Genomic DNA, 22,368 nt, shown 5'->3' on the forward strand with positions numbered 1-22,368 from the left:
AATTGGCACTGGCTTTACAAGCACCCTGTTGAGTTCTCAAAGAACAACCACACACCGATCAGAAGCCCCACATCAGTGGAACCCCGTTTCGGGGCTTTTCGTTCCGCGTGCTCGGCGCTTTCCAGCGCCAGGCACTTTTACTACGTTACCCGCTGGTTTCTGCCGTGTCAAACCGGTGTTTCGCGGTTCGTCGTGCTTTCTTCCGTGTTGCGGGCACCATGTCTCGACCGGCTCGCGCCGCTCTCGTCACGGTTGTGGCAGGCCGGCCGCAGCGGTTTCCCGCTTGCTCGCCCGTTTCCCTGCCGACTGACTACCTTACCCGGTCGGTTTCGCCGCACCAAATCCGCCTCGCGGCGTTTCCGTGGGCACCACCCGGTCGCGGGATCCGGCCGGCGAACCCGCCCGACCCCGAGGTCGTCGCCGCGCTCCGGCCGCTTCAGGCTTTCGCCTGTTTCGTCCGTTCCGCGCTGGCAGAGAGAAAGTTACGCGTCCGGCCCGATGATCGTCAAATTCGCCGGACGCGTCCCCCGTCACATCGTCGACAACCGCCTATTCGACCAGCTCAACGCCCGCGAACGAGCGCTTTCCCCGGCGCAGCACCAGGTACCGACCGTGCAGCAGGTCGTCCTTCGACACCGTGGCGTCGACCTCGGTCACCCGGTCGTTGTTCACGTACGCGCCACCCTCGGCGATCACGCGCCGCGCCTCCTTGAGGCCCGTCACCAGCCCGGAGTCCCGCAGCAGGCCCGCCACGTCCGGCAGCTCGCCCGGGATAGTGACCATCCCTGCCTCGGTGAGCGCCGCGCGCAGGGTCTCCGGTGCCAGCTCGTCGAGCGAACCACGCCCGAACAGCGCCTGACTGGCGGCGACCGCCTGCCGGGTCTCCTCGGCGCCGTGCACCAGCGTGGTCAACTCCTCGGCCAGCGCCCTCTGGGCCAGCCGGGCCGCAGGTCGCTCGGCCGTCGCCTTCGCCAGCTCCTCCAGCTCGTCCCGGGAGCGGAAGCTGAAGTACCGCAGGTAGCGGTCGACCTCTCGATCGTCGACGTTGAGCCAGAACTGGTAGAAGGCGTACGGGCTGGTCATCGTGGGGTCGAGCCAGACGGCACCCCCCTCGCTCTTGCCGAACTTCGTGCCGTCGGCCTTCGTGACCAGCGGGGTGGTGAACGCCTGCACCGGCCCCGCACCGCGCCGCCGGACGTAGTCCACGCCGGCGGTGATGTTGCCCCACTGGTCGGACCCGCCGAACTGGAGCTGGCAGCCGTGCCGGCGGTGCAGCTCGAAGAAGTCGTTGCCCTGCAACAGCTGGTAACTGAACTCGGTGAAGCTGATGCCCGTCTCCAGCCGGGCGCGCACCACCTCCCGGGCCAGCATCTTGTTGACCGGGAAGTGCTTGCCCACGTCGCGCAGGAACTCGACGATCGACATCTCGCCGGTCCAGTCGAGGTTGTTGACCAGCTGCGCCGCGTTCTCACCGGAGTACGACACGAAGGGCGCGAGCTGCTCGCGGATACGCTCGACCCAGCCGGCGATCACCTCGGGCGGGTTGAGCGTCCGCTCGGCGCTCTCCTTCGGGTCGCCGATCTGCCCGGTCGCCCCGCCTACCAGCAGCAACGGGCGGTGGCCGGCGAGTTGCAGACGGCGGGCCATGAGGACCTGCATGAGGTTGCCGACGTGCAGGCTCGGGGCGGTGGGGTCGAAGCCCACGTAATAGGTGGTGGCCTTCCCGCTGTCGAGCAGCTCGCGCAGCTCGTCGAGGCCTGTCGAGTCCTGGATCAGGCCACGCCAGAGCAGGTCGTCGGTCAGGGAGTCCCGCGCGGGCGGCGGGAGGCTGCTGTCGGTCACGGTCACCGATTCTCCCCCATCGCCGGCACCGACCCGTACCGGGTTTGACGCAACCCGCCCCGGTTAGGCTGGCGACCCGCTGATCGAGGAGGGTTTCTGCCGTGGAGATGCCGGATGTGACTGGTGGTTTCGTCGCCCTGCTCGGCCTGGAGTTCGAAGAGACGTCCGCCGACCGGGTGGTCATCCGCTGGCAGGTCCGACCGGAGCTGCACCAGCCGTTCGGCATCCAGCACGGCGGGGTCTACTGCTCGGTGGTGGAGACCGCGGCCAGCGTCGGAGGGTCGCTCTGGCTGGCCGACCGGGGCACTGTCGTCGGGGTGTCGAACCAGACCGACTTCCTCCGGGCCGTTCGGGACGGTGAGCTGACCGCGGTCGGCACGCCCGTGCACCGGGGTCGCAGCCAGCAGCTCTGGCAGGTGGAGATCACCGATGCCGATCAGCGGCTGGTCGCCCGCGGTCAGGTCCGGCTGCAGAACCTCTCCCGGGACTGAGCCGGGAGAGGTCAGCTGCGCGCCTCGTCCAACACCGGCTGGACGGACTCGTCGGCGCCGTCACCGCTGTCGTCGGCGTCGTCGTCCGTGGGGAGCTGACTCAGGCGTACCTCGGTGATGGCCCGGTGGTCGATGTTGGCCACCGTCAGCACCCAGCCGTCCAGGGTGACGTCCTCCCCGGCGACGGTGGGGATGTGCCCGAGGCGGGCCAGGACCAGCCCCGCGACCGTGGTGTAGTCGCCGGCCGGGCGCGAGGGCAGCTCGACGCCGATGTCCGGAAGGTCGTGCACCGGGAACGTGCCGGGCAGCACCATCGCGCCGTCCGGTTCGCGGCGCACCGTGTAGCCGTCCCGGTCGGTCTCGTCGTAGATCTCCCCGACGATCTCCTCCAGGATGTCCTCGAGCGTCACGATGCCGTCGACCGCGCCGCGCTCGTCGACGACGAGCGCGATGTGCTGGCGCTCGGCCTTGAACTGGCGCAGCGCGTCCACCACCGGCAGCGAGTCGGGCAGCAGCATCGGCGGGCGGGCGATCTCGTCGACCGGCCGGTCGTCGGGCACGCCGACCAGGTCACGCAGGTGGATCACACCGGCGGTGTCGTCCAGGCCGCCGTGGCGCACCACGGGCGCCCGGGAGTGCCCGGTGGCGGCCAGCACGAGCCGTGCGGCCTCCGCGGTGGTCCCGCTGTCGAGAGTGAAGACCTGCAACCGGGGTACGAGCACAGCCCGCAACCGCCGGTCGGCGATCTCCACGGCGCCCGCGATGATCGTGCGCTGTTCCTTGGTGAAGCCGTGGTTGCCGGCGACGATGTCGCGCAGCTCGTCCGGGCCGATCTCCTCCGGTTGGTGCTTCGGGTTGAGCCCGACCAGGCGTACGACCAGGTCGCTGGTGGCGCCGAGGGCCCAGACGGCGGGGCGGGTGAGACTGGCGAGGAGGTCGAGCGGGCGGGCCACCAGCAGCGCCCACCGCTCGGCGGACTGCATGGCGATCCGCTTGGGGGCCAGCTCGCCGAACACCAGGGTGACGAAGGTCAGCGCGAGGGTGACCACCACGATGGCCACCGTCTCGGCGGCGTTGCCGAACATCCCGAGCAGCGGCACGAGGGGCTTGGCCAGGGAGACCGCCGCGGCGGCGGAGGCCAGGAAGCCGGCGAGGGTGATGCCGATCTGGATGGTGGCGAGGAAGCGGTTCGGGTCCTTGGCGAGGCGGGCCAGCACCCGTCCGGCCCGGCTGGTGCGCTCCAACCGCTGGATCTGGCTGTCCCGCAGTGACACCAGCGCCATCTCACTGCCGGCGAAGAGCGCGTTGATGACGACCAGGATCCCGACCAGGGCCAGTTGGCTCCCGTAGCTCTGCACGCCCGGTTCGCTCCCTCGTGGTGGTGGCACCGGCCCGTACGCACGGCGCCCGCCGGTCGGCAAGCCCGCCCGGCGTACGCGCTTCTGTGCCCCGTGCGGCCTCGGCCGAATCCTGCTGGGGCGACGCTACGCCGGATCGTTTGCCGGTGACGCGGGCAGGTCGAGGACGTACGAGTCGCCCTGGGGGCGGAAGCCGAGCCGATGGTAGTAGGGGGCGACCATGCCGGGTGGGCTCACGACGCGGTGGAAGCCGCGTTCGGTGAAGAGGCGGCTGCGCCGGTAGACGAACTCGCCGGGGGTGAAGTCCCGGAATTTCGGGGTGACGTAGTCCAGGTCGATCTGGGCGATCCCGCGGGCCTCGGCGTGCGACAGCACCACGCCGACCACCTCGTCGGCCGTGACCACGAGGAAGGCGGAGCGCTCGGCGGTGTCCGACGCCCAGCGGAAGTCGGGGTTGAACCGGGCGATGTCCGGCGCGTGCACCCGCAGGGTGTGCGCCAGGAACTGGTCGTCGACGCCGACCTCGACCACCTGGTAGGTCTGCTCGTCGTGCCGGGTGGCGAGCATGCCGCGCAGGTACCAGATGTTGATCACCGCGAGCACGATGTTGAGCCCGACCATGGGCCAGACCTCGAGCGCGGCGTTGTAGCCGATCAGGACGAGGCAGCCGACGAGGTTGATCGCGCGCAGCCGCAGGACGCGCGACTGCAGCAGCGACCAGACCAGCACCGCGGAGCCGGCCCAGCCGACCAGATCCAACCAGTTCACCCCGCGAGACTAGTGCCCGCCCAGCTCAGGGACATCGGCGGGCAGCTCCAGCAGCCACTCCTCGACCTCGGCGCCGCGCCCGTTGGCGTACCCCGAGTCCTCACCGACCACGACGAACCCGCACTTGCGCAGCACCGCGAGGGAGGCGGCGTTGTCCTTGGCGGCGCGGGCGTGCACCGGCCTGGGCAGCTCGCGCAGCAGGGCGGCGAGAGCCGCGGTGGCGTGCCCCCGGCCCCAGCGGGCCGGGTCGATCCAGTAGCTGACCTCGGTCTGGTCGTCGACCGGGAAGGCGCTGACGTAGCCGACCACCTCGCCGTCGGCCTCGACGGTGCGGACCCGGTTGGCCGGGTTGGTGAGCACCCGCGCCCAGTGCCTGGCGAACTCGCGGTGATCGGACGGGTCCTTGGCGACGAACGCGGCCATCCGGTTGGCCTCGGCATCCTGCTGGTGCAGGAAGAACTCGACGAGGTCGTCCTCGCGGACCGGGCGCAGTCGCACTTCGGAGGTCATCCGGCGAGGGTACGTCTCGCCGGTGACAGGTCGGGGCCTCCGGCCCCCGCACCGACCGGCGCGTTCGCCGCCGCCGCGGCCGCTCGCCGCCGACAATGAGTCGACCGACCCTGGGAGGGCCGATGAACCGACCTGTCGTGGCGGGCGTCGACGGATCGCCGTCCAGCCTCGTCGCCGCGGAACACGCGGCCCGCGCCGCCCTGCTCCGGTCCCGGCCGCTGCTCCTGGTGCACGGTTACCTGCACGCGCTCGGCTACGGCGTGCCCCTCAACCCGTACGACCTCGGGGTTCCGGGGCCGTCGGAGGAGGCGCGGAAGGTGCTGGAGCGGACGGCGGCCGACCTGGCCGCCCGGTGGCCCGGCCTCGCCGTGGAGGCCCGTCAGGTCGCCGGCGGGCCCGGCGCGACGATGGTCGAGGAGTCCCGACGGGCGGATCTCGTCGTGGTGGGCAGCCGCGGGTTGGGCGGCTTCGCCGGTCTGCTGCTCGGATCGGTCGGCGCGCAGGTGGCCGCGCACGCGCACTGCCCGGTGCTCGTGGTTCGACCGGACGAGCAGCCAATCGAGCTGGACACACCGGTGCTGGTCGGCGTGGACGGGTCCGAGTCGTCGCGGGTGGCGGTGGCCTACGGCGCCGCCGAGGCGGCGCTGCGGGACGTCGCGCTGGTGCTCGTGCACGTCGGCCCGCTGGACGGGGACCGGCCGCTGCCGGACGAGATCGAGGAGGCGCAGGCCGCGTACCAGGCCGAGGCGGTGCGGCTGTTGGCCGAGGCGTCCGCTGTCGTCCGGGCCGAGCATCCCGATCTGGTGGTGCGGGAGCACCCGATCCGGGCGACCGGCGCGGCCCGGGGGCTCATCGAGGCGAGCGGCACGGCGTCGCTGCTTGTCGTGGGCACCCGGGGCCGGCACGGATTCACCGGTCTGCTGCTCGGCTCGGTCAGCCAGGCTGCGATTCAGCACGCGCACTGCCCGGTGCTTGTCGCGCACCCGTACGACCCGCCGAGGTGACCGGCGTGTCGTCGCCCCCGCCGAGCATCTGCAGGAAGTCGGTGGTGAGGGCGAACGGGTCGGCGGGGCCGCTGGCGGGTAGCCGACGCTCGACCTGGTCGGCCAACTCGCCGGCGGCGCGACGGATGCGGCCGCGCAGGGCGCCGTCGACGGTGCCGCCGGACCAGTCCTCCGGGGCGGCGAAGACCGAGGTGGGGACCACCACCGCCCGCAGGTAGCTGAACATCGGGCGGAGGGCGTGCTCCAGGGCGAGGGAGTGCCGGGCCGTGCCGCCGGTGGCCCCGATCAGCACCGGCCGATCGACCAGCGACTCGGCCTCCAGCACGTCGAAGAAGGACTTGAACAGCCCGTTGTACGACGCGTTGAAGATCGGCGTCACGGCGATGATGCCGTCCGCCCCGGTCACCGCGTCGATGGCCTCGCGCAGCGCGGCCGGCGGGAACCCGGTGAGCATGTTGTTGACCACGTCGTGGGCGTACTCGCGCAGGTCGACGACCCGCAACTCCACCTCGGCGCCGCGCCGGACCAGCTCGTCGCGGGTCGCCCCGGCGAGCTGGTCGGCGAGCAGCCGGGTGGACGAGGGCTGGCTCAGCCCCGCCGAGACCACGGCGAGCGTACGGCGGGTCATCGGGTCGCCCCCTCCGGCGCCTTGCCCGTCACGTCGTCGACGGCGTGCACGGTGCTGTCCTTGCCGCCACCCGCGGCGGCGACCAGGAAGGCGTGCGTGGGCGCGTCCGGCACGTGCGCGGGACGCAGCGAGTCGAACTCCTTGCGCAGCACCGGCACGACCTCCTCGCCGAGCAGGTCGAGCTGCTCCAGCACGGTCTTGAGCGGGAGCCCGGCGTGGTCCATCAGGAACAGCTGCCGCTGGTAGTCGCCGACGTACTCACGGAAGCCGAGCGTGCGGTCGATGACCTGCTGCGGGCTGCCCACGGTCAGCGGGGTCTCCCGGGTGAACTCCTCCAGCGACGGCCCGTGCCCGTAGACCGGGGCGTTGTCGAAGTACGGCCGGAACTCCCGGACCGCGTCCTGCGAGTTGCGCCGCATGAACACCTGGCCGCCGAGGCCGACGATGGCCTGGTCGGCGGAGCCGTGGCCGTAGTGCGCGTACCGCCGGCGGTAGAGCCCGACCATCCGCTGGGTGTGCTCCTTGGGCCAGAAGATGTGGTTGGCGAAGAAGCCGTCGCCGTAGTACGCGGCCTGCTCGGCGATCTCGGGGCTGCGGATCGAGCCGTGCCAGACGAACGGCGGCACACCGTCGAGCGGGCGCGGCGTCGAGGTGAACGACTGCAACGGGGTGCGGTACTTGCCCTTCCAGTCGACCACGTCCTCGCGCCACAGCCGGTGCAGCAGGTCGTAGTTCTCGATCGCGAGGGGAATGCCGGCGCGGATGTCCTTGCCGAACCACGGGTACACCGGGCCGGTGTTGCCGCGACCCATCATCAGGTCCACCCGGCCGTCGGACAGGTGCTGGAGCATCGCGTAGTCCTCGGCGATCTTCACCGGGTCGTTTGTGGTGATCAGCGTGGTCGCGGTGGACAGCAGCAGCCGTTCGGTGCGGGCCGCGATGTGACCGAGCATGGTGGTCGGGGACGACGGGACGAACGGCGGGTTGTGGTGCTCACCGGCGGCGAAGACGTCGAGCCCGACCTCTTCGGCCTTCAGTGCGATGGCGACCATCGCCTTGATCCGCTCATGCTCGGTCGGCTCCCGACCGGTGGTCGGATCGACCGTGACGTCACCGACGGTGAAGACTCCGAACTGCATGACCAGCTCCTCGCGTGTCAACCGGGTGCCGTCGTGGTACCCGGACGCAGCTCACAACTTATTTGACGAGTCAACTATTCCGTCGGCGACCTATCTGGCGGTGACGCCGGTCACCCCGGGAATCAGCCCCCGGCGACCGAGGGCAGCACCTGCACCTGGGCGCCCTCGCCGACAGGTGTGGCCAGCCCACCGGAGTGCCGGCAGTCCTCCCCGTCGACGTAGACGTTGACGTAGCGGCGCAGTTCGCCACGCTCGTCGCGGATCCGCCGAGCCAGCCGGGGGTGATCGGCGGCCAGCTCGTCGAGGACCGCCCCGAGCGTGCCGGCCGCGGCGACACTGAGCCGACTCGCGCCACCGGCCTCGCCGCGCAGCGGGCCGGGCAGCAGCACGGTGACCACTCAGACCACCGCCGCCCGCACGCACAGCACGTCGGGTAGGTGCGCGGCCACCTGCGACCAGGAGTCGCCCTCGTCCCGGCTGGCGTAGACCTCGCCGGAGCGGGTGCCGAAGTAGACGCCGCCCGGGGTGGCGTCGTCGGCGCACATCGCGTCGCGCAGCACCGCCGGATAGAACGGACCCTCGGGCAGGCCCACCGACAGCGGCTCCCACTTGCCACCGGCGTCGGCGGAGCGGAACACCCGGCAGCGGTGGTCGGTGGGGAACCGCTCGACGTCGGCCACCAGCGGGAACGTCCACACCATTCCGGGTCGAGCGGGGTGCGACACCATCGGGAAGCCGAAGTCGCTGGGCAACCCGTCGGCGATCGAGGACCAGGTGCGGCCGTCGTCGTCGGAGCGGTAGACGCCGAAGTGGTTCTGCGCGTACAGCCGCTCGGGGTTGCCCGCGTCCCGCGCGACCTTGTGCACGCACTGGCCGAACTCCGGCCACTCGTCGGCCAGGCCGGCGGCGCGGATGCCCACGTTGCCAGGTGCCCAACTCGCCCCGGCGTCCTGCGAGCGATAGACCCCGCCCGTGGACATGGCGACAAGCACCCGGGCCGGGTCGCGCGGGTGGGGCAGCACGGTGTGCACGGCCTGGCCGCCGAACCCGGCCTGCCAGTGCGGGCGGTGCGGATGGTCCCAGAGGGCGCGCACAAGCTCGAAGCTGCGGCCACCGTCGCTGGAGCGGAACAGCGCCGACGGCTCGGTGCCGGCCCAGACCACGTCCGGCTCGTCGGCGCCGGCAGGCATGAGTTGCCAGACCCGCCCCAGGCTCGCGCCGGTGTCGGCCGGGAACGCCACCGGCGCGTGGTCCGGCTCGTCCCAGGAGGCGCCCAGGTCGTCACTCGTCGCGACGCTGGGGCCGAAGTGTGAGCTGGTCACCCCGGCGAGCAGCCGCGGGGTGGCACGGCGGGTGTCGAGCGCGACCGCGTACACGCTGGTCTGCGGGTGGTGCGGGCCGCTGACCTCCCAGGTACGCCGGTCGTCGGCGCTGGTGGCGAGGAACAACCCCTTCGCGGTGCCGATCGCGAGCAGCGTTGCCATGGACGTCCTCCGAACCGTCGGTGGGCAGGTGGGGTGATTATGGCCACAACCCCCGACAGGACCGCCGGTCACACGCCACCAACCACAGTAGATCTTGGAAGGAACATGCCCCTCCGGGGGCCGCAATCTTCCAAGATCTCATCGAGGAGGGCGGCGACGCGGCACGTGTCGGCGGTATGCGCTGACGGTGGGATCGCCGGTTATCCAGAAGCGCCACGGGACGTCGTGTGCGGCGGCCACCCCGACGCGCGGTCCCGCGGAGATGGCCGATCTCGCGACCGGACGCGTCGGCGGCGTCAACAGCAGCGGGCCGTTCCCGTCGATCAGGGACGTGCCGTTGGCCGTCGCGCCGATACCGAGCGCGACGACCAGTCGGGCGGGGCCGCGAGCGAGGTCACGGTCGGGCACGTCTCCCCTGCGCTTGCGGGCGATGTCCACGCCCTCGACGACCTCACCCGCGCGCAGCAGGACGGCCGCCGCCTCCCCCTCGTCGCCGCACACGATGTTGAGACACCAGTGCACGCCGAACACGAAGTACGTGTAGGCGTGCCCGGCCGGCCCGTACATGACTGCGGTACGCGGGGTGGGGCCCCGGTGCGCGTGCGACGCCGGATCCTCCCCGGTGCCCGCGTACGCCTCGACCTCGGTCAGCCTGACCCGGACGCCGCCGGCCGTGATCTCCCAGCCAAGGAGCGTCTGCGCCGTCTCGGGCACCTGGGCGGCGGGGGCGTGCAACCACGAATAGTCCACTGCTTCAGGAAACGTCGCATACGAGCGATCGGCAACTCCGCTTGAACGTTCTGTTGACAACCTTGCGTTGATGGGGTGTGCTCGGGGTATGACGACCGAGGAGCTGTTCACCGCCCCCGACCCGGCCCGCGCTCGCGCCCACCGCACCCACGAGGCGCTGCAACGGATCAGCGAGCGGCACGCCGGCTCCGACGCCCGGCGGGGCCGCTGGGCCCACCCGTACGTGCTGGACCCGTGGGAGGCGGTGGCCCTGGTCACCGCCCTCGCCGCGGGCGGGGCCGAGCGGGAGCCCGCCGAGGAGCCGGTGGACGCCGCCGACCTCACCGCCGCGCTGACCCTGTTGCCGCACGTCCGCGCCGAGCTCGACGCCCTGGAGGCGGGGCTGCTGACGCTGGCCCGCGACCGGGGGCTGACCTGGCAGTCCATCGCGTACGGGCTGGGGCTGGGCAGCGCACAGGCCGCGCGGCAGCGCTACGAGCGGGTCGCCGCTCGCTCGGCAGAGCCAGCGCCCGACCCGCACGATCGTGCGGGAACAGGGAAGTAGGGGCAGCACCGCGCGGCCAAGGCCACGGGATCCAGGATCGCGCACGACCGTGCGAGCCGGGCTGGGCGGCCGCGACCCGGCAGGCGACCCCGGCGGAGCGGATCGGCCGGGCACCGGCGGGGCGGATCGGCCGGGCACCGGCGGGGCGGATCGGCCGGGCACCGGCGGAGCGGATCGGCCGGGCACCGGCGGATCGGCGGCCGGGCGGGCAGACTGTGCCCACGACGAGGAGGCACCCATGGAGCGCGCGGAGATGCTGGCGTACTGCCTGGCCAAGCCGGGAGCCTGGCTGGACCGGCCGTGGGAGGGCGACGAGGTGGTGAAGGTGGGCAGCCGGATCTTCGCGTTCCTCGGCAACGGGGACGGGAAGCCCACGGTCGGCATCAAGTGCGGCCAGACCCGGGAGATCGCCGACGAGTGGCTGCGCCGCCACCCCGACGACGCGCGGGTGATGGCCTACATCGGCCGGTCCGGCTGGAACACGCTGCGCCTCGACGGCGGGATCGACGGCGACGAGCTGACCGAGGCGGTCGACGCGTCGTACGACATGGTCGTGGCGAAGCTCCCCAAGCGGGAGCGCCCGACGGTCTGAACCACCGTGGCGCCGGCGGCTCGCGCCGACGCCACGGTGACCTCAGCGGGGTACGACCCGCTCGGTGGCCCAGTCCCGCCAACCGGCCAGCTGGTCCGCCGCGGCGGCGAGCTGGTCGGCGACCGGGCCGGGGCCCGTCGAGCCGGGGGTGGTTCGGGCCGCGAGGGCCGAGCGCACCGACAGCACGTCGCGCACCGAGGGGTCGAGGTGCTCGCTGACCGCGGCCAGGTCGGCGTCGGAGACGTCCTCCAGCTCACACTCCCGGGCCGCGCAGAGCGCCACCAGCCGACCGGTGATCTCGTGCGCGTCGCGGAACGGCACGTTGCGCCGAACCAGCCAGTCGGCGACCTCGGTGGCCAGGGAGAACCCGACCGGGGCGGCGGCGACGAGGCGGTCCACCCGGACCGTCATCGTGGAGATCATCCCCGCCAGGGCGGGCAGCAGCAGCTCCAGGGTGTCGACCGCGTCGAACGCGGGCTCCTTGTCCTCCTGCATGTCCCGGTCGTACGTCATCGGCAGGCCCTTGAGCATGGTCAGCACCGTCATCAGGCCGCCGACCAGGCGGCCGGACTTGCCCCGGGCCAGCTCGGCGATGTCCGCGTTCTTCTTCTGCGGCATGATCGACGACCCCGTCGCGAACGAGTCGTCCAACTCCACCCAACCGAACTCGTGCGAGGTCCAGAGCACCACCTCCTCGCCGAGACGGGACAGGTGCACCCCGATCAGCGCGGTGGTGAAGAGGAACTCGGCCACGAAGTCCCGGTCGGCGACCGCGTCCATCGAATTGGCGAACGACGTCCGGAAGCCCAGCTCCTTGGCCACCGCCACCGGGTCCAGCGGAAGCCCGGAACCGGCGAGCGCGCCCGCGCCGAGCGGACTGATCGCCGTCCGGTGGTCCCAGTCGCGCAGCCGCTCCAGGTCGCGCAGCAGCGGCTGCACGTGGGCGAGCAGCCAGTGCCCGAAGGTGACCGGCTGGGCGTGCTGGAGGTGGGTCATGCCGGGCGCGGCGGTGTCGATGTGCCGCTCGGCCTGCTCGACCAACGCCTCGGCCAGCTCGACGAGTCGGCTGGCCACACCCCGCGCGTGGTCACGCAGGTAGAGCCGCAGGTCGGTGGCGACCTGGTCGTTGCGGGACCGACCGGCGCGCAGCTTGCCGCCGAGACTGCCCAGGCGCTCCAGCAGACCGCGCTCCAGCGCGGTGTGCACGTCCTCGTCCTCGATGGTCGGGCGGAACGCCCCGGAGGCGCAGGCGGCCTCCAGGTCGTCCAACGCGGCCAGCATGCGGCCCAGCTCCTCCGGGTCGAGCAGGCCGGCGCCGGCGAGGACCCGGGCGTGCGCCCGGGAACCAGCGATGTCGTACGGGGCCAGGCGCCAGTCGAACTGCACGCTCACCGACAGTCGGGCGAGCGCCTCCGCGGGGCCGCCGGCGAACCGGCCACCCCACAGGCTCGTCCGGTTGGTGCCAGCGCTGTTCTCGGTGAGGCTCTTGTCGTCCACCCCGCCCATTGTGGTCCCCATGGTCGTCAGCCTCCCAGCCGGGCGTCCCGCGCGGCGGCGAGCCCGCTCGGCAGACCCCACAGCCGCACGAAGCCCTTCGCGAGGGACTGGTCGAAGGTGTCCCCGGTGTCGTAGGTCGCCAGCCCGAAGTCGTAGAGGCTCTCCTCGGAGCGCCGGCCGGTGACTGTCGCCCGGCCGCCGTGCAGGGTCAGCCGCACCTCGCCGCTCACGTGCCGCTGCGCGTCGTCGACGAACGCGTCCAGCGAGTCCTTCAGCGGCGAGAACCACAGGCCGTCGTAGACCAGCTCGCCCCAGCGCTGGTCCACGCTCTTCTTGAACCGGGCCAGGTCCCGCTCGACTGTCACCGCCTCCAGCTCCTGGTGGGCGGTGATCAGCGCGATCGCGCCGGGCGCCTCGTACACCTCACGGCTCTTGATGCCGACCAGGCGGTCCTCGACCATGTCGAGCCGGCCGACGCCCTGGGCGCCGGCACGCCTGTTGAGCTCCAGGATCGCCTGGTACGGGGTGACGGTCTCGCCGTCGATCGCGACAGGTACGCCGCCGTCGAAGGTGATCACCACCTCGTCGGCGTCGCGGGGCTCCGCCGGGTCGTCGGTGTACGAGTAGAGGTCCTCGATCGGCGCGTTCCAGATGTCCTCCAGGAAGCCCGTCTCCACGGCGCGACCCCACAGGTTCTGGTCGATCGAGTACGGGGACTTCGCCGACACGTCGATCGGCAGCCCCTTCTCCTCGGCGAACGCGATCGCCTTGTCCCGGGTCCAGGCGAAGTCGCGGGCCGGGGCGATGATCTTCAGGTCGGGGGCGAGCGCGTTCAGGCCCACCTCGAACCGGACCTGGTCGTTGCCCTTGCCGGTGCAGCCGTGCGACACGATCGTCCCGCCGTGCGTACGCGCGGCCGCCACCAGATGCTTGACGATCAGCGGCCGGGACAGCGCCGACACCAGCGGGTAGCGGTCCATGTAGAGGGCGTTCGCCCGGATGGCCGGCACGCAGTAGTCGGCGGCGAACTCGTCGCGCGCGTCGACGACCTCGGCCTCCGCCGCGCCGCAGTCCAGCGCGCGCTGCCGGATGGCGTCGAGGTCCTCCCCGCCCTGCCCGACGTCGACCGCCACCGCGATCACCTCGGCGCCGGTCTGCTCGGCCAGGTAGGGGATCGCCACGGAGGTGTCCAACCCCCCGGAGTACGCGAGGACGACCCGCTCGGTCATGACGTGGTGTTCCCTTCGACGGTGTCGTCCCGGCGGGCCCAGCCGGCGAGCTTGTCACCGAGTGCGGCCCCGCCGACGGCCTCGCGGGCCACGACGAGGATGGTGTCGTCGCCGGCGATGGTGCCGACGATCTCCGGCAGGCCCGCCCGGTCCAACGCGCTGGCCAGGTACTGGGCCGCGCCCGGCGGGGTACGCAGCACGGCGATGTTGCCGCTGGAGTCGACCCCGTTGAGCAGTTCACGCAGCAGCCGCACCAGCCGGGCCGGCGCGGCCTCGGCGTCGCGCAGCGGCCGCTGGCCGTCCTCCGGGATCAGGTAGACGGCCGGCCCGTCGCCGCCGCGCACCTTGACCGCGCCCAGCTCCTCCAGGTCCCGCGAGAGGGTGGCCTGGGTGACGACGACGCCGTCGGCGGCGAGCAGGTCGGCCAGCTCGGTCTGCGACCGTACGGGTCGGTCCCGGATCAGCTCCACGATCCGGGCGTGCCGGGCGGCTCGGGTCAGCGGCCCGGTCATCGTCGGTCTCCGGTCGCGGCGTCGCCCGTCGCGTCCAGCAGGAACGCCAGCAACGCCTTCTGCGCGTGCAGTCGATTCTCCGCCTGGTCGAAGACCGCGCTCTGCGGGCCGTCGAGCACCTCGTCGGTGATCTCCTCGCCCCGGTGGGCGGGCAGGCAGTGCAGCACGATCGCGTCCGGCGCGGCCTGACCGAGCAGCTCCTTGTTGACCTGGTAGGGCAGGAACGGGGTGACCCGGTCCAGGCCGTCGGCCTCCTGCCCCATCGACGTCCAGGTGTCGGTGGCCAGCACGTCGGCGTCGCGTACCGCCTCGGTCGGGTCGGTCAGCACCCGCACCGACCCGCCGGTGTCGGCGGCGATCCGGGTCGCCCGGTCCACGACGGCCGGATCGGGCGCGAACCCCGCCGGCCCGGCGATCCGCACGTGCATGCCGGCCAGCGCCCCGGCCAGCAGATACGACTGCGCCATGTTGTTCGCGCCGTCGCCCACGTACGTCAGGGTGCGGCCGGCCGTGCCGCCGCACCGCTCCCGCACGGTCAGCAGGTCGGCCAGCAGCTGGCACGGGTGGAAGCCGTCGGTGAGCGCGTTGACCACCGGCACGGTGGCGCCCGCCGCCACCTCGGCGATCCGCTCGTCCCCGTGGGTACGCAGCACGATCGCCGCGACGTAGCGGGACAGCACACGTCCCGCGTCCGCCAGGGACTCCCCCCGGCCGAAGTGGGTGACCTGCGTGTCCACGACCAGCGGGTGCCCGCCCAACTCGGCGATCCCCACGTCGAACGAGATCCTGGTGCGCAGACTCTGCTTGTCGAACAGCACCGCCACCGAACGGGGGCCGGCCAGCGGCCGGTGACCGAAGCGGTCCGCCTTCAGGTGCGCGGCCAGGTCGAGGACCGTGGACTGCTCGGCCGGCGAAAGGTCGTCGTCGCGCAGGAAGTGCCGAGTCATGCGGTCGTCCCCGTGGTCGTGGTGGTCGGCGTGGTCGTGGTGGGCGTCGAGATCTTGGAGGATTCCGGCCCCTGGAGGGGCGCCTTCGCACCAAGATCTGCGTCGGTCCCGGCGGCCGCCGGGACCGTCGCGTCCAGGGCGGCGGGGAGGGCGGCGAGGAAGGCGTCCGCCTGCGCGGCGGTGAGGATCAGGGGTGGGACCAGCCGGACCACACCCGGCTGCACCGCGTTGACCAGGAAGCCGGCATCCCGCAGCGCCCCGGCGAGGACCGGCGCCACAGGCGCGGTGAGCGTCACGCCGAGCAGCAGCCCCGCCCCGCGTACGCCGTCGATCAGCGGATGGCCCAGCGCCTCGACGCCCCGGCGCAGCCGTTCGCCGACGCGCTTGACGTGGTCGAGCAGCCCCTCGTTGGCGATGGTGGCCACCACGGCGAGCGCTGCGGCGCAGCTCACCGGATTGCCGCCGAAGGTGGTGCCGTGCGAGCCGGGGGTGAGCAGGTCGGCGGCCCGGCCGAAGGCCAGCGTCGCGCCGAGCGGCAGCCCGCCACCCAACCCCTTGGCCAGCGTCACCACATCGGGCTCCACGCCCTCGGCCTGGTGGGCGAACCAGTGCCCGGTGCGGCCGATACCGGTCTGCACCTCGTCGAGCACCAGCAGCGCCCCGTGCCGGGCGGTGATCCGCCGCGCCGCCGCGAGGTAGCCCGCCGGCGGGACCACGACGCCGTTCTCGCCCTGGATGGGCTCCAGGATCACCATGGCGGTGGCGTCGGTGACCGCCGCCTCGAGGGCGGCGACGTCGCCGAAGTCGACGTGTGTCACCTCACCGGGCAGCGGCCGGAACGGGTCGGCCTTGGCCGGCTGGCCGGTGAGGGCGAGAGCGCCCATGGTGCGGCCGTGGAACGCGCCGTTGGTGGCCACCACGTGCGTGCGCCCGGTGCGCCGGGACAGCTTGAACGCCGCCTCGTTCGCCTCCGCACCGGAGTTGGCGAAGAAGACCCGGCCGGGCCGGCCGGCGAGGGCCAGCAGCAGCTCCGCGAGGGCGACCGGCGGCTCGGCGGCGTACAGGTTGGAGACGTGCCCGAGCGTGGCCACCTGCTTGGACACCGCCGCCACCACCGCCGGGTGGGCGTGGCCGAGGGCGTTCACGGCGATCCCGCCGACCAGGTCCAGATATTCGCGGCCCGCGTCGTCGACCACCACGGCGCCCGCGCCGGAGACCAGCCCCAGCGGCGGGGTGCCGTAATTGTCCATCATGGACTGCTTCCACCGCTGCACCAGGCTGCTCATGCCCCGACCATCCCGTCCTGAAGCACTACCATCGTTCCGAACCCTTCGGAGGTGAAGACCTCCAGCAACGTCGAGTGCGCCACCCGACCGTCGACGACGTGCGCCGCGGGCACTCCCCCACGCACCGCGCGCAGGCATGCCTCCATCTTGGGCACCATCCCCGACTCCAGACTGGGCAGCAGCTTGGCCAGGTCGTCCGCGGTGATCTCGGAGATCAGGCTGGTGGTGTCCGGCCAGTCCGCGTACAGGCCGGCGACGTCGGTGAGCACGACCAGCTTGCGGGCCCGCAACGCGACCGCGAGCGCGGCGGCGGCGGTGTCCGCGTTGAGGTTGTGCAACACCCCGTCGACGTCCGGCGCGACCGTCGAGATCACCGGGATCCGGCCGGCGTCGATGAGGTCGGTCACCGCCGAGGTGTCCACCGACTCGACGTCGCCGACCTGGCCGACGTCGACAGGCAGCCCGTCCACGTACGCCGGGCGACGCACCGCGGTGAACAGCCGGGCGTCCTCGCCGGAGAGCCCCACGGCGAACGGGCCGTGCGAGTTGATCAGCCCGACCAGCTCCCGGCCCACCTGCCCGACCAGCACCATCCGGACCACGTCCATCGCCTCGGCGGTCGTCACCCGCAGGCCGCCCCGGAACTCGCTGGCGATGCCGAGCCGGCCCAGCATGGCGGAGATCTGCGGGCCGCCGCCGTGCACCACGACGGGCTTCAGACCGGCGTAGCGCAGGAACACCATGTCGGCCGCGAACGCCCGTTGCAGCGCCGGCTCGGTCATGGCGTTGCCGCCGTACTTGACCACCACTGTCGAGCCGGAGAAACGCGCCAACCAGGGCAGCGCCTCGATCAACGTCTCCGCCTTGGCCTGCGCGCGGGTGAGATCGCCACTGAGACTCACCGTGCCGACCTTTCGTTCGCGACTGCGGGACTCCGCTGCGCTGCGTTCCTCGCGCTCACGTCGAGTACGCCGAGTTCTCGTGCACGTACGCGTGCGACAGGTCGTTGGTCCAGATCGTCGCCATCTCGTCGCCGGCGTGCAGGTCGATCCGGATCGTCACGTCCCGGCCGGTGAGGTCGACCTTCGAGCGGTCCTCGGCGGCCGCGCCACCCCGGCACACCCACACCCCGTTGACGGCGACGTCCACCTCGTCCGGGTCGAAGGCGGCGGTGGTCGTGCCGACGGCGGCGAGGATCCGGCCCCAGTTCGGATCGTTGCCGAACAGGGCGGTCTTGACCAGGTTGTTGCGGGCCACCGAACGGCCCACCTCGACCGCGTCGTCCTCGTCGGCGGCGCCGACCACGTCGATGGCGACCTGCTTGGTGGCACCCTCGGCGTCGGCAACCAACTGCTGGGCCAGGTCGTGGCAGGCCGTGGTCACCGCCGCGGCCAGCTCGGCCGGGGACGGCTCGATGCCGCTCGCGCCACTGGACAGCAGCAGCACCGTGTCGTTCGTGGACATGCATCCGTCGGAGTCGACCCGGTCGAAGGTGACCCGGGTGGCCGCTCGCAGCGCCTCGTCCAGCGCCGCCGGCCCGGCCACCGCGTCGGTGGTGAGCACGCAGAGCATGGTGGCCATGCCCGGAGCGAGCATCCCGGCGCCCTTGGCCATCCCACCGACAGTCCAGCCGCTGCCCCGCGCCACAGTCGTCTTCGCCCGGGTGTCGGTGGTCATGATCGCCTCGGCGGCGGCCGGGCCACCGTCGCGCGACAGCCCTCGGATCGCCGCGCGGACCCCGGGCAGCAGTTTCGGCATCGGCAACCGCTCACCGATCAGGCCGGTGGAGCAGACCGCCACCTCCCCGGCGCCGAGGAGCAGCCGTGGACTGACCGCGCTCAACGCGGCGGCCGTGTGCTCGGCCGTGGCGTGCGTGTCCTGGAAGCCGGCCGGCCCGGTGCAGGCGTTCGCGCCACCGGAGTTGAGCACCACGGCGCGGACCACACCGCCCTGCACGACCTGCTGGGTCCAGCGAACCGGCGCGGCCTTGACGCGGTTGGTGGTGAAGACACCTGCGACACCGGCGTCCGGACCGTCGTTGACCACAAGCGCGACGTCCGCGCCACCGCTAGCCTTCAGACCGGCGGCGACCCCGGCCGCCCGGAAACCCTGAGGGGTGGTGACGCTCATGGTGCGACTCCCCAGATCGACAGGCCCGTCGTCTCCGGCAGGCCGAGCATGAGGTTGGCGTTCTGCACGGCCTGACCGGCGGCGCCCTTGCCCAGGTTGTCCAGGGCGCTGAGCACGATCAACCGACCCGAGTCGACATCGACGGTGGCCTGCAGGTGGCACGAGTTGGAACCCAGCGTCGCCGCGGTGTGCGGCCAGCGCCCCTCCGCCAGCACGTGCACGAACGGCGCGTCCGCGTACGCCCGCGCCAGCACCTCCTGGGGGTCGACGCCGCGCGCCGGCACCGCCGTGACCGTGGCCAGGATGCCGCGCGGCATCGGTGCCAGGACGGGCGTGAACGACAGGCCGGTGGCGCCGGTGGCCTGCTTGATCTCGGGTACGTGCTGGTGGGTGCCGACCCGGTACGGCGACAGGTCCCCCATCACCTCGCTGGCGAGCAGGTGGGGCTTCGCCGCCCGGCCCGCGCCGGACGTGCCGGAGGCGGCGACCACCACCACGTCGGCGGGGCTGGCCGCGCCGTCGGCGATCAGCGGTGCGAGCGCCAGGGTGATGGCGGCGGCGTAGCAGCCGGTGTTGGCGACACGGGTCGACCCGGCGATCAACTCCCGCTGGCCGGGCAGCTCGGGCAGCCCGTAGGTCCACTGGCCGGCGTGCGTGCCGCCGTAGTACTGCGCCCAGGCGTACGGGTCGGCGAGCCGGTGGTCGGCGCCCAGGTCGACGATGCGTACCTCGGGCGGGAGCTGGGCCGCGAGGGCAGCCGATTCGCCGTGCGGCAGCGCCAGGAAGACCAGGTCGGCGTCGGCGAGGGTGGACGGATCAGTCTCGCCGAGCACCAGGTCGAGCCCGGTGAGCTGCGGGTGCACCACGTCGACGCGGTGCCCGGCCTGGCGGTGCGCGGTGGCGGCGACCAGATCGAACTCCGGGTGCCCGGCGACCAGGCGCAGCAGCTCACCTCCGGCGTACCCGCTCGCTCCGGCGACCGCGACTCGGATCCCCATACTCACCTCCGCATGACTATGCAGAGAAGATTAACAAGGACGACTCACGAGTGCAAGTTCATGCAGAGCAGTGCATGCTAATGAGCGGACGGCCGTACGGTGTTGTATCCCAACCCGGAGAGCGGGAAGCCTTTCATGCTTCTGGCTCCGCGGGCCGTGGGGAATCGATCGCCGCCATCCGGTCGGAGCGGGTGTGTCGGGCGGGCCAGCCAAGGAACCGATCGAACATGTCACTGGCGCGCCCGGTGGTGGTCGGGTTGAGCTTGTGCAGGTCGTCGATGGCGTCATGCAGCAGACGGGCCAGATAGAGGAACAGGCTGACCCGGTTGCCGTCGTACTCGGTGACGAGAGCGAGCTTCGCCCGGCCACAGGGCCAGGGTTGGCCGCAGGCACGGCAGAGCCAGATCGGGCGCAACGGGGTGTGCTCGTTGTGCCCGGAGTCGAGGCGTTGTGCCCGCGTGAGACCCGTCGACTCTTCGTTCATCGGTGCCTACTCTCTCTCCGGCCTGCCGCTCGAACATCTGCCGCATTCGCACCCGTTGTTGCAATGCGTCTAGACAAGTCCCGGCGGTCGCTGGTGCCCAGCGCGGCAACGACGCAGAACTGACGCATCCCCATTGCGTCGCAGGATGTGAGCTGGGTGAATGGACCGTGACGGATGGCGGCGAAGGGAGGCGGCACGTGGCGGATAGGCGTCGGCACCGGCTGGCCCAGCGCCGTAAGACGGTCGGTCTGAGCCAGGAACGCCTCGCCGAAGCCCTCCGCGTCGACCGCTCCACAGTCGTGCGGTGGGAACGGGCGGAGACTGACCCGCAGCCCTGGCACCGGCCGCGTCTCGCCGCGGCCCTCAAGCTGTCGATCGAGGATTTGGCCGACCTCCTGGCCGACGTCGGCCAGACACCGGCACCACCCGCCGAGCGTCTCGGCTACGTGCTGCGCAACCCCGGCCGCGTCGACCTGATAGCTGTGGCGCACCTGAGGGAGCACGTGCGGCGCCTCGACGAGCGCTACGACCAGACGCCCTCGACGCTCCTCCTCGCCGAGGCCGGGCAACTACACGGTCAGGCAATCTTCCTTCGCCAGCACGCCAGCAACGGGCCGGTTCAGCGCGAGCTGGCGGCAGCAGTCGCCGAGTCAGCGACGCTGATGGGCCAACTCGTCTGGGACGCCTCGCAGCGGCGCGAGCATGTCACCAGTGCCGCCTACTTCGACCAGGCGATCAGCGCGGCCCAGGAAACGCGAGCCCCGGTCACCGAGGCCAACGCGTTGCTCCGTAAGAGCTACGTCGCCCTCTACGGCACCAACCAACCCAACGCCGGTCTTGTCCTGACGATCCGCGCCGCCGCCGTCAGTCAGAACGACAGTCACGTCATCGCCGGCCTCGCCCAACTGCACCGGGCTGAGGCACACGCGATGCTCGGTCAGGCCGGGGAATGCTCCGACGCTCTCGGTGCCGCTGAAGCTCACTTCGCCGCCGTGGACGCCCGAGACCCAGCCACCGACATCTTCTGCCCCAGCCACTACACGAGGCTCGCGGGCTCCTGCTGGCTCTCCCTCAACAAGCCCGACCAAGCAGTACCAGCGCTGGAGAACGCCCGACAACTGATCGCCGCACGCCGCAAATCCACAGCCGTCATCCTCGGCAACCTCGCCCTCGCCAGCATCCTCCAACGCGACGTCGACGCCGCAACGTCCTACCTGCAGCAGGCCATCGACGTCATCGAGCGGACTCGTGCCGGCGGCGGACTCAACCTCGCCTTCGCCGCCGCGAGACAGCTACGACCCTGGCGCAACGAGCCCTCGGTCCAGGACGTGAACGACCGGCTCCTCACCCTCATGAGCCCATAGGAGCACCAACGTGACCGACATCGACCGCGCCAAACACGCCGTTCGGCACCACGTATGGGACCTCCTCGAACGTCAGGGCGCCGCCCCACCCGGCGTGCACGGTCACATCCCTGACTTTGTCGGCAAGGAGGAGGCCGCAACCCACCTCGCGGAGCTGGACATCTGGAAGAACGCCCGAGTCATCAAGTGCAACCCGGACCGGGCCCAACTTCCCGTCCGGGTACGAGCCCTGCGGGAAGGCAAACTGCTCTACATGGCGGTCCCGAAACTCGCCACCCCAAAGCCCTTCTATTTGCTCGACCCCGCCATCCTCACCGCACCAATCGAGACCGCAGTTACCAGTAGCGGCGCACCGCAGGTCGCTCCCACCGTGGGACCCGACGAGATGCGTCCGGTAGACCTCATCGTCTGCGGCAGCGTTGCTGTCAGTCGTTACAGCGGCGTGCGGATCGGCAAGGGCGCCGGCTACTCCGACCTGGAGATCGCCCTCCTCACCGAGGCCGGACTCGTCACCACCGAGACCGCCATCGCCACCACGATCCACCAGACCCAGCTACTGGAAGACGAGCTGCCCGACACGGACCATGACTTCCGCGTCGGCTTCGCGGTCACGCCGAACGAGGTCGTGGCTTGTAGACCCGACCGGGGGCGGCCGTCCGGCATCATCAGATCGAACCTTCGTCAAGATCAGCTCGACAGCATTCCCATACTGCGCGCCTAGCGAGTTACGCCACAGGACGCCAGAAGGCTGTCGCCACCATGGTGTCGCTGGCGTGGTCGGGTCACCACCGCCGCCGGAGCGGAAGGGTCC

The 22,368-nt window shown here is 71.7% G+C and carries 24 protein-coding genes; 6 read left to right on the forward strand and 18 right to left on the reverse strand.

The annotated features are described in order from the left end of the window. Positions 1-549: 549 nt before the first annotated feature. Positions 550-1,842, reverse strand: a complete 1,293-nt coding sequence (tyrS, locus tag ACGFIE_RS29730) for a tyrosine--tRNA ligase (RefSeq protein ID WP_393301033.1) — start codon at positions 1,840-1,842, stop codon at positions 550-552. 107 nt (positions 1,843-1,949) lie between these two features. On the opposite strand from tyrS, the gene ACGFIE_RS29735 reads away from it, so the two are divergent. Next, positions 1,950-2,333, forward strand: coding sequence for a PaaI family thioesterase (locus ACGFIE_RS29735; RefSeq protein WP_363687105.1), 384 nt, complete (start codon positions 1,950-1,952; stop codon positions 2,331-2,333). 11 nt (positions 2,334-2,344) lie between these two features. Here the strand turns inward: ACGFIE_RS29735 and ACGFIE_RS29740 are convergent, their stop codons facing one another. The 3 genes from ACGFIE_RS29740 to ACGFIE_RS29750 form a co-directional block, all read right to left on the reverse strand. Further along, a complete protein-coding gene (locus tag ACGFIE_RS29740) occupies positions 2,345-3,691 on the reverse strand; it encodes a hemolysin family protein (RefSeq protein ID WP_393300788.1) in 1,347 nt (448 codons plus the stop codon). 126 nt (positions 3,692-3,817) lie between these two features. Next, positions 3,818-4,459, reverse strand: coding sequence for a hypothetical protein (locus ACGFIE_RS29745; RefSeq protein WP_363686804.1), 642 nt, complete (start codon positions 4,457-4,459; stop codon positions 3,818-3,820). A 9-nt stretch (positions 4,460-4,468) separates the two neighbouring features. Beyond that, positions 4,469-4,969 (reverse strand): GNAT family N-acetyltransferase, encoded by a 501-nt coding sequence (locus ACGFIE_RS29750; protein ID WP_393300792.1) that lies wholly within the window; start codon positions 4,967-4,969, stop codon positions 4,469-4,471. Positions 4,970-5,091: 122 nt separating this feature from the next. Here ACGFIE_RS29750 and ACGFIE_RS29755 point away from each other — a divergent pair, with 122 nt between their 5' ends. Further along, complete coding sequence (locus ACGFIE_RS29755) at positions 5,092-5,973, forward strand: universal stress protein (RefSeq protein ID WP_393300795.1); 882 nt, start codon at positions 5,092-5,094, stop codon at positions 5,971-5,973. Here the strand turns inward: ACGFIE_RS29755 and ACGFIE_RS29760 are convergent. The 5 genes from ACGFIE_RS29760 to ACGFIE_RS29780 form a co-directional block, all read right to left on the reverse strand. After that, positions 5,903-6,601, reverse strand: coding sequence for an FMN reductase (locus ACGFIE_RS29760; RefSeq protein WP_393300798.1), 699 nt, complete (start codon positions 6,599-6,601; stop codon positions 5,903-5,905). The two genes, ACGFIE_RS29755 and ACGFIE_RS29760, sit on opposite strands and share 71 nt — an antisense overlap. Then, entirely contained in the window at positions 6,598-7,740 is a 1,143-nt protein-coding gene (locus ACGFIE_RS29765) for an LLM class flavin-dependent oxidoreductase (RefSeq protein ID WP_393300800.1), read from the reverse strand. Before ACGFIE_RS29765 ends, ACGFIE_RS29760 begins: the two co-directional genes overlap by 4 nt. Positions 7,741-7,862: 122 nt before the next feature. Next, positions 7,863-8,138: a ubiquitin-like small modifier protein 1 gene (locus ACGFIE_RS29770; protein ID WP_393300803.1), complete on the reverse strand. Its 276-nt coding sequence runs from the start codon at positions 8,136-8,138 to the stop codon at positions 7,863-7,865. Continuing rightward, positions 8,139-9,224, reverse strand: a complete 1,086-nt coding sequence (locus ACGFIE_RS29775; protein ID WP_393300806.1) for a WD40/YVTN/BNR-like repeat-containing protein — start codon at positions 9,222-9,224, stop codon at positions 8,139-8,141. 138 nt (positions 9,225-9,362) lie between these two features. Continuing rightward, positions 9,363-9,974, reverse strand: coding sequence for a DNA-3-methyladenine glycosylase (locus tag ACGFIE_RS29780; protein ID WP_393300809.1), 612 nt, complete (start codon positions 9,972-9,974; stop codon positions 9,363-9,365). A gap of 88 nt (positions 9,975-10,062) precedes the next feature. Between ACGFIE_RS29780 and ACGFIE_RS29785 the strand changes: the two genes are divergently transcribed. Then, the gene (locus ACGFIE_RS29785) at positions 10,063-10,518 is read left to right on the forward strand and encodes a DNA-binding protein (protein WP_393300812.1); all 456 of its coding nucleotides are present in this window, start codon (positions 10,063-10,065) and stop codon (positions 10,516-10,518) included. A 238-nt stretch (positions 10,519-10,756) separates the two neighbouring features. After that, positions 10,757-11,110: an MmcQ/YjbR family DNA-binding protein gene (locus ACGFIE_RS29790; protein ID WP_393300815.1), complete on the forward strand. Its 354-nt coding sequence runs from the start codon at positions 10,757-10,759 to the stop codon at positions 11,108-11,110. Between the two features lie 42 nt (positions 11,111-11,152). Here the strand turns inward: ACGFIE_RS29790 and argH are convergent, their stop codons facing one another. From argH to ACGFIE_RS29835, 9 genes are all read right to left on the reverse strand, one after another. Beyond that, on the reverse strand, positions 11,153-12,616 hold the full coding sequence (gene argH / locus ACGFIE_RS29795; protein ID WP_393301036.1) for an argininosuccinate lyase: 1,464 nt from the start codon (positions 12,614-12,616) through the stop codon (positions 11,153-11,155). Between the two features lie 17 nt (positions 12,617-12,633). After that, positions 12,634-13,836 carry an argininosuccinate synthase gene (locus tag ACGFIE_RS29800; protein WP_393300818.1) on the reverse strand — a complete coding sequence of 401 codons (1,203 nt, stop codon included), beginning with the start codon at positions 13,834-13,836 and terminating at the stop codon, positions 12,634-12,636. After that, entirely contained in the window at positions 13,833-14,348 is a 516-nt protein-coding gene (locus tag ACGFIE_RS29805; RefSeq protein ID WP_363686830.1) for an arginine repressor, read from the reverse strand. The genes ACGFIE_RS29800 and ACGFIE_RS29805 overlap by 4 nt, the downstream gene beginning before the upstream one ends. Continuing rightward, positions 14,345-15,295 carry an ornithine carbamoyltransferase gene (gene argF, locus ACGFIE_RS29810; protein ID WP_393300822.1) on the reverse strand — a complete coding sequence of 317 codons (951 nt, stop codon included), beginning with the start codon at positions 15,293-15,295 and terminating at the stop codon, positions 14,345-14,347. The genes ACGFIE_RS29805 and argF overlap by 4 nt, the downstream gene beginning before the upstream one ends. After that, a complete protein-coding gene (locus ACGFIE_RS29815; protein WP_393300825.1) occupies positions 15,292-16,581 on the reverse strand; it encodes an acetylornithine transaminase in 1,290 nt (429 codons plus the stop codon). Before ACGFIE_RS29815 ends, argF begins: the two co-directional genes overlap by 4 nt. After that, positions 16,578-17,483, reverse strand: coding sequence for an acetylglutamate kinase (gene argB, locus ACGFIE_RS29820; RefSeq protein WP_363686835.1), 906 nt, complete (start codon positions 17,481-17,483; stop codon positions 16,578-16,580). Before argB ends, ACGFIE_RS29815 begins: the two co-directional genes overlap by 4 nt. 55 nt (positions 17,484-17,538) lie before the next feature. Next, positions 17,539-18,711 (reverse strand): bifunctional glutamate N-acetyltransferase/amino-acid acetyltransferase ArgJ, encoded by a 1,173-nt coding sequence (argJ, locus tag ACGFIE_RS29825; protein ID WP_393300828.1) that lies wholly within the window; start codon positions 18,709-18,711, stop codon positions 17,539-17,541. Next, entirely contained in the window at positions 18,708-19,709 is a 1,002-nt protein-coding gene (gene argC / locus ACGFIE_RS29830) for an N-acetyl-gamma-glutamyl-phosphate reductase (RefSeq protein ID WP_393300831.1), read from the reverse strand. The genes argJ and argC overlap by 4 nt, the downstream gene beginning before the upstream one ends. Positions 19,710-19,842: 133 nt before the next feature. Then, complete coding sequence (locus ACGFIE_RS29835; protein ID WP_393300834.1) at positions 19,843-20,193, reverse strand: hypothetical protein; 351 nt, start codon at positions 20,191-20,193, stop codon at positions 19,843-19,845. 197 nt (positions 20,194-20,390) lie between these two features. Here ACGFIE_RS29835 and ACGFIE_RS29840 point away from each other — a divergent pair, with 197 nt between their 5' ends. Beyond that, positions 20,391-21,557, forward strand: a complete 1,167-nt coding sequence (locus ACGFIE_RS29840) for a helix-turn-helix domain-containing protein (RefSeq protein WP_393300837.1) — start codon at positions 20,391-20,393, stop codon at positions 21,555-21,557. A gap of 10 nt (positions 21,558-21,567) precedes the next feature. Then, positions 21,568-22,278, forward strand: coding sequence for a 5-formyltetrahydrofolate cyclo-ligase (locus ACGFIE_RS29845; protein ID WP_393300840.1), 711 nt, complete (start codon positions 21,568-21,570; stop codon positions 22,276-22,278). The last annotated feature ends 90 nt before the right edge of the window (positions 22,279-22,368 follow it).

It is taken from the genome of Micromonospora sp. NPDC049275, from assembly GCF_043197115.1.
In the GTDB taxonomy this organism is placed as follows: domain Bacteria; phylum Actinomycetota; class Actinomycetes; order Mycobacteriales; family Micromonosporaceae; genus Micromonospora.

Excerpts from the sequence above, each read along its gene's own strand:
- ACGFIE_RS29775 (WP_393300806.1), bottom strand. The coding sequence starts at position 9,224 with ATGGCAACGCTGCTCGCGATCGGCACCGCGAAGGGGTTGTTCCTCGCC.
- ACGFIE_RS29835 (WP_393300834.1), bottom strand. The coding sequence starts at position 20,193 with ATGAACGAAGAGTCGACGGGTCTCACGCGGGCACAACGCCTCGACTCC.
- ACGFIE_RS29765 (WP_393300800.1), bottom strand. The coding sequence starts at position 7,740 with ATGCAGTTCGGAGTCTTCACCGTCGGTGACGTCACGGTCGATCCGACC.
- ACGFIE_RS29755 (WP_393300795.1), top strand. The coding sequence starts at position 5,092 with ATGAACCGACCTGTCGTGGCGGGCGTCGACGGATCGCCGTCCAGCCTC.
- ACGFIE_RS29785 (WP_393300812.1), top strand. The coding sequence starts at position 10,063 with ATGACGACCGAGGAGCTGTTCACCGCCCCCGACCCGGCCCGCGCTCGC.
- argC (WP_393300831.1), bottom strand. The coding sequence starts at position 19,709 with ATGGGGATCCGAGTCGCGGTCGCCGGAGCGAGCGGGTACGCCGGAGGT.
- ACGFIE_RS29790 (WP_393300815.1), top strand. The coding sequence starts at position 10,757 with ATGGAGCGCGCGGAGATGCTGGCGTACTGCCTGGCCAAGCCGGGAGCC.
- argF (WP_393300822.1), bottom strand. The coding sequence starts at position 15,295 with ATGACTCGGCACTTCCTGCGCGACGACGACCTTTCGCCGGCCGAGCAG.
- ACGFIE_RS29735 (WP_363687105.1), top strand. The coding sequence starts at position 1,950 with ATGCCGGATGTGACTGGTGGTTTCGTCGCCCTGCTCGGCCTGGAGTTC.
- argJ (WP_393300828.1), bottom strand. The coding sequence starts at position 18,711 with ATGAGCGTCACCACCCCTCAGGGTTTCCGGGCGGCCGGGGTCGCCGCC.
- ACGFIE_RS29750 (WP_393300792.1), bottom strand. The coding sequence starts at position 4,969 with ATGACCTCCGAAGTGCGACTGCGCCCGGTCCGCGAGGACGACCTCGTC.
- ACGFIE_RS29800 (WP_393300818.1), bottom strand. The coding sequence starts at position 13,836 with ATGACCGAGCGGGTCGTCCTCGCGTACTCCGGGGGGTTGGACACCTCC.
- argH (WP_393301036.1), bottom strand. The coding sequence starts at position 12,616 with ATGGGCGGGGTGGACGACAAGAGCCTCACCGAGAACAGCGCTGGCACC.
- ACGFIE_RS29805 (WP_363686830.1), bottom strand. The coding sequence starts at position 14,348 with ATGACCGGGCCGCTGACCCGAGCCGCCCGGCACGCCCGGATCGTGGAG.
- ACGFIE_RS29815 (WP_393300825.1), bottom strand. The coding sequence starts at position 16,581 with ATGAGCAGCCTGGTGCAGCGGTGGAAGCAGTCCATGATGGACAATTAC.
- ACGFIE_RS29760 (WP_393300798.1), bottom strand. The coding sequence starts at position 6,601 with ATGACCCGCCGTACGCTCGCCGTGGTCTCGGCGGGGCTGAGCCAGCCC.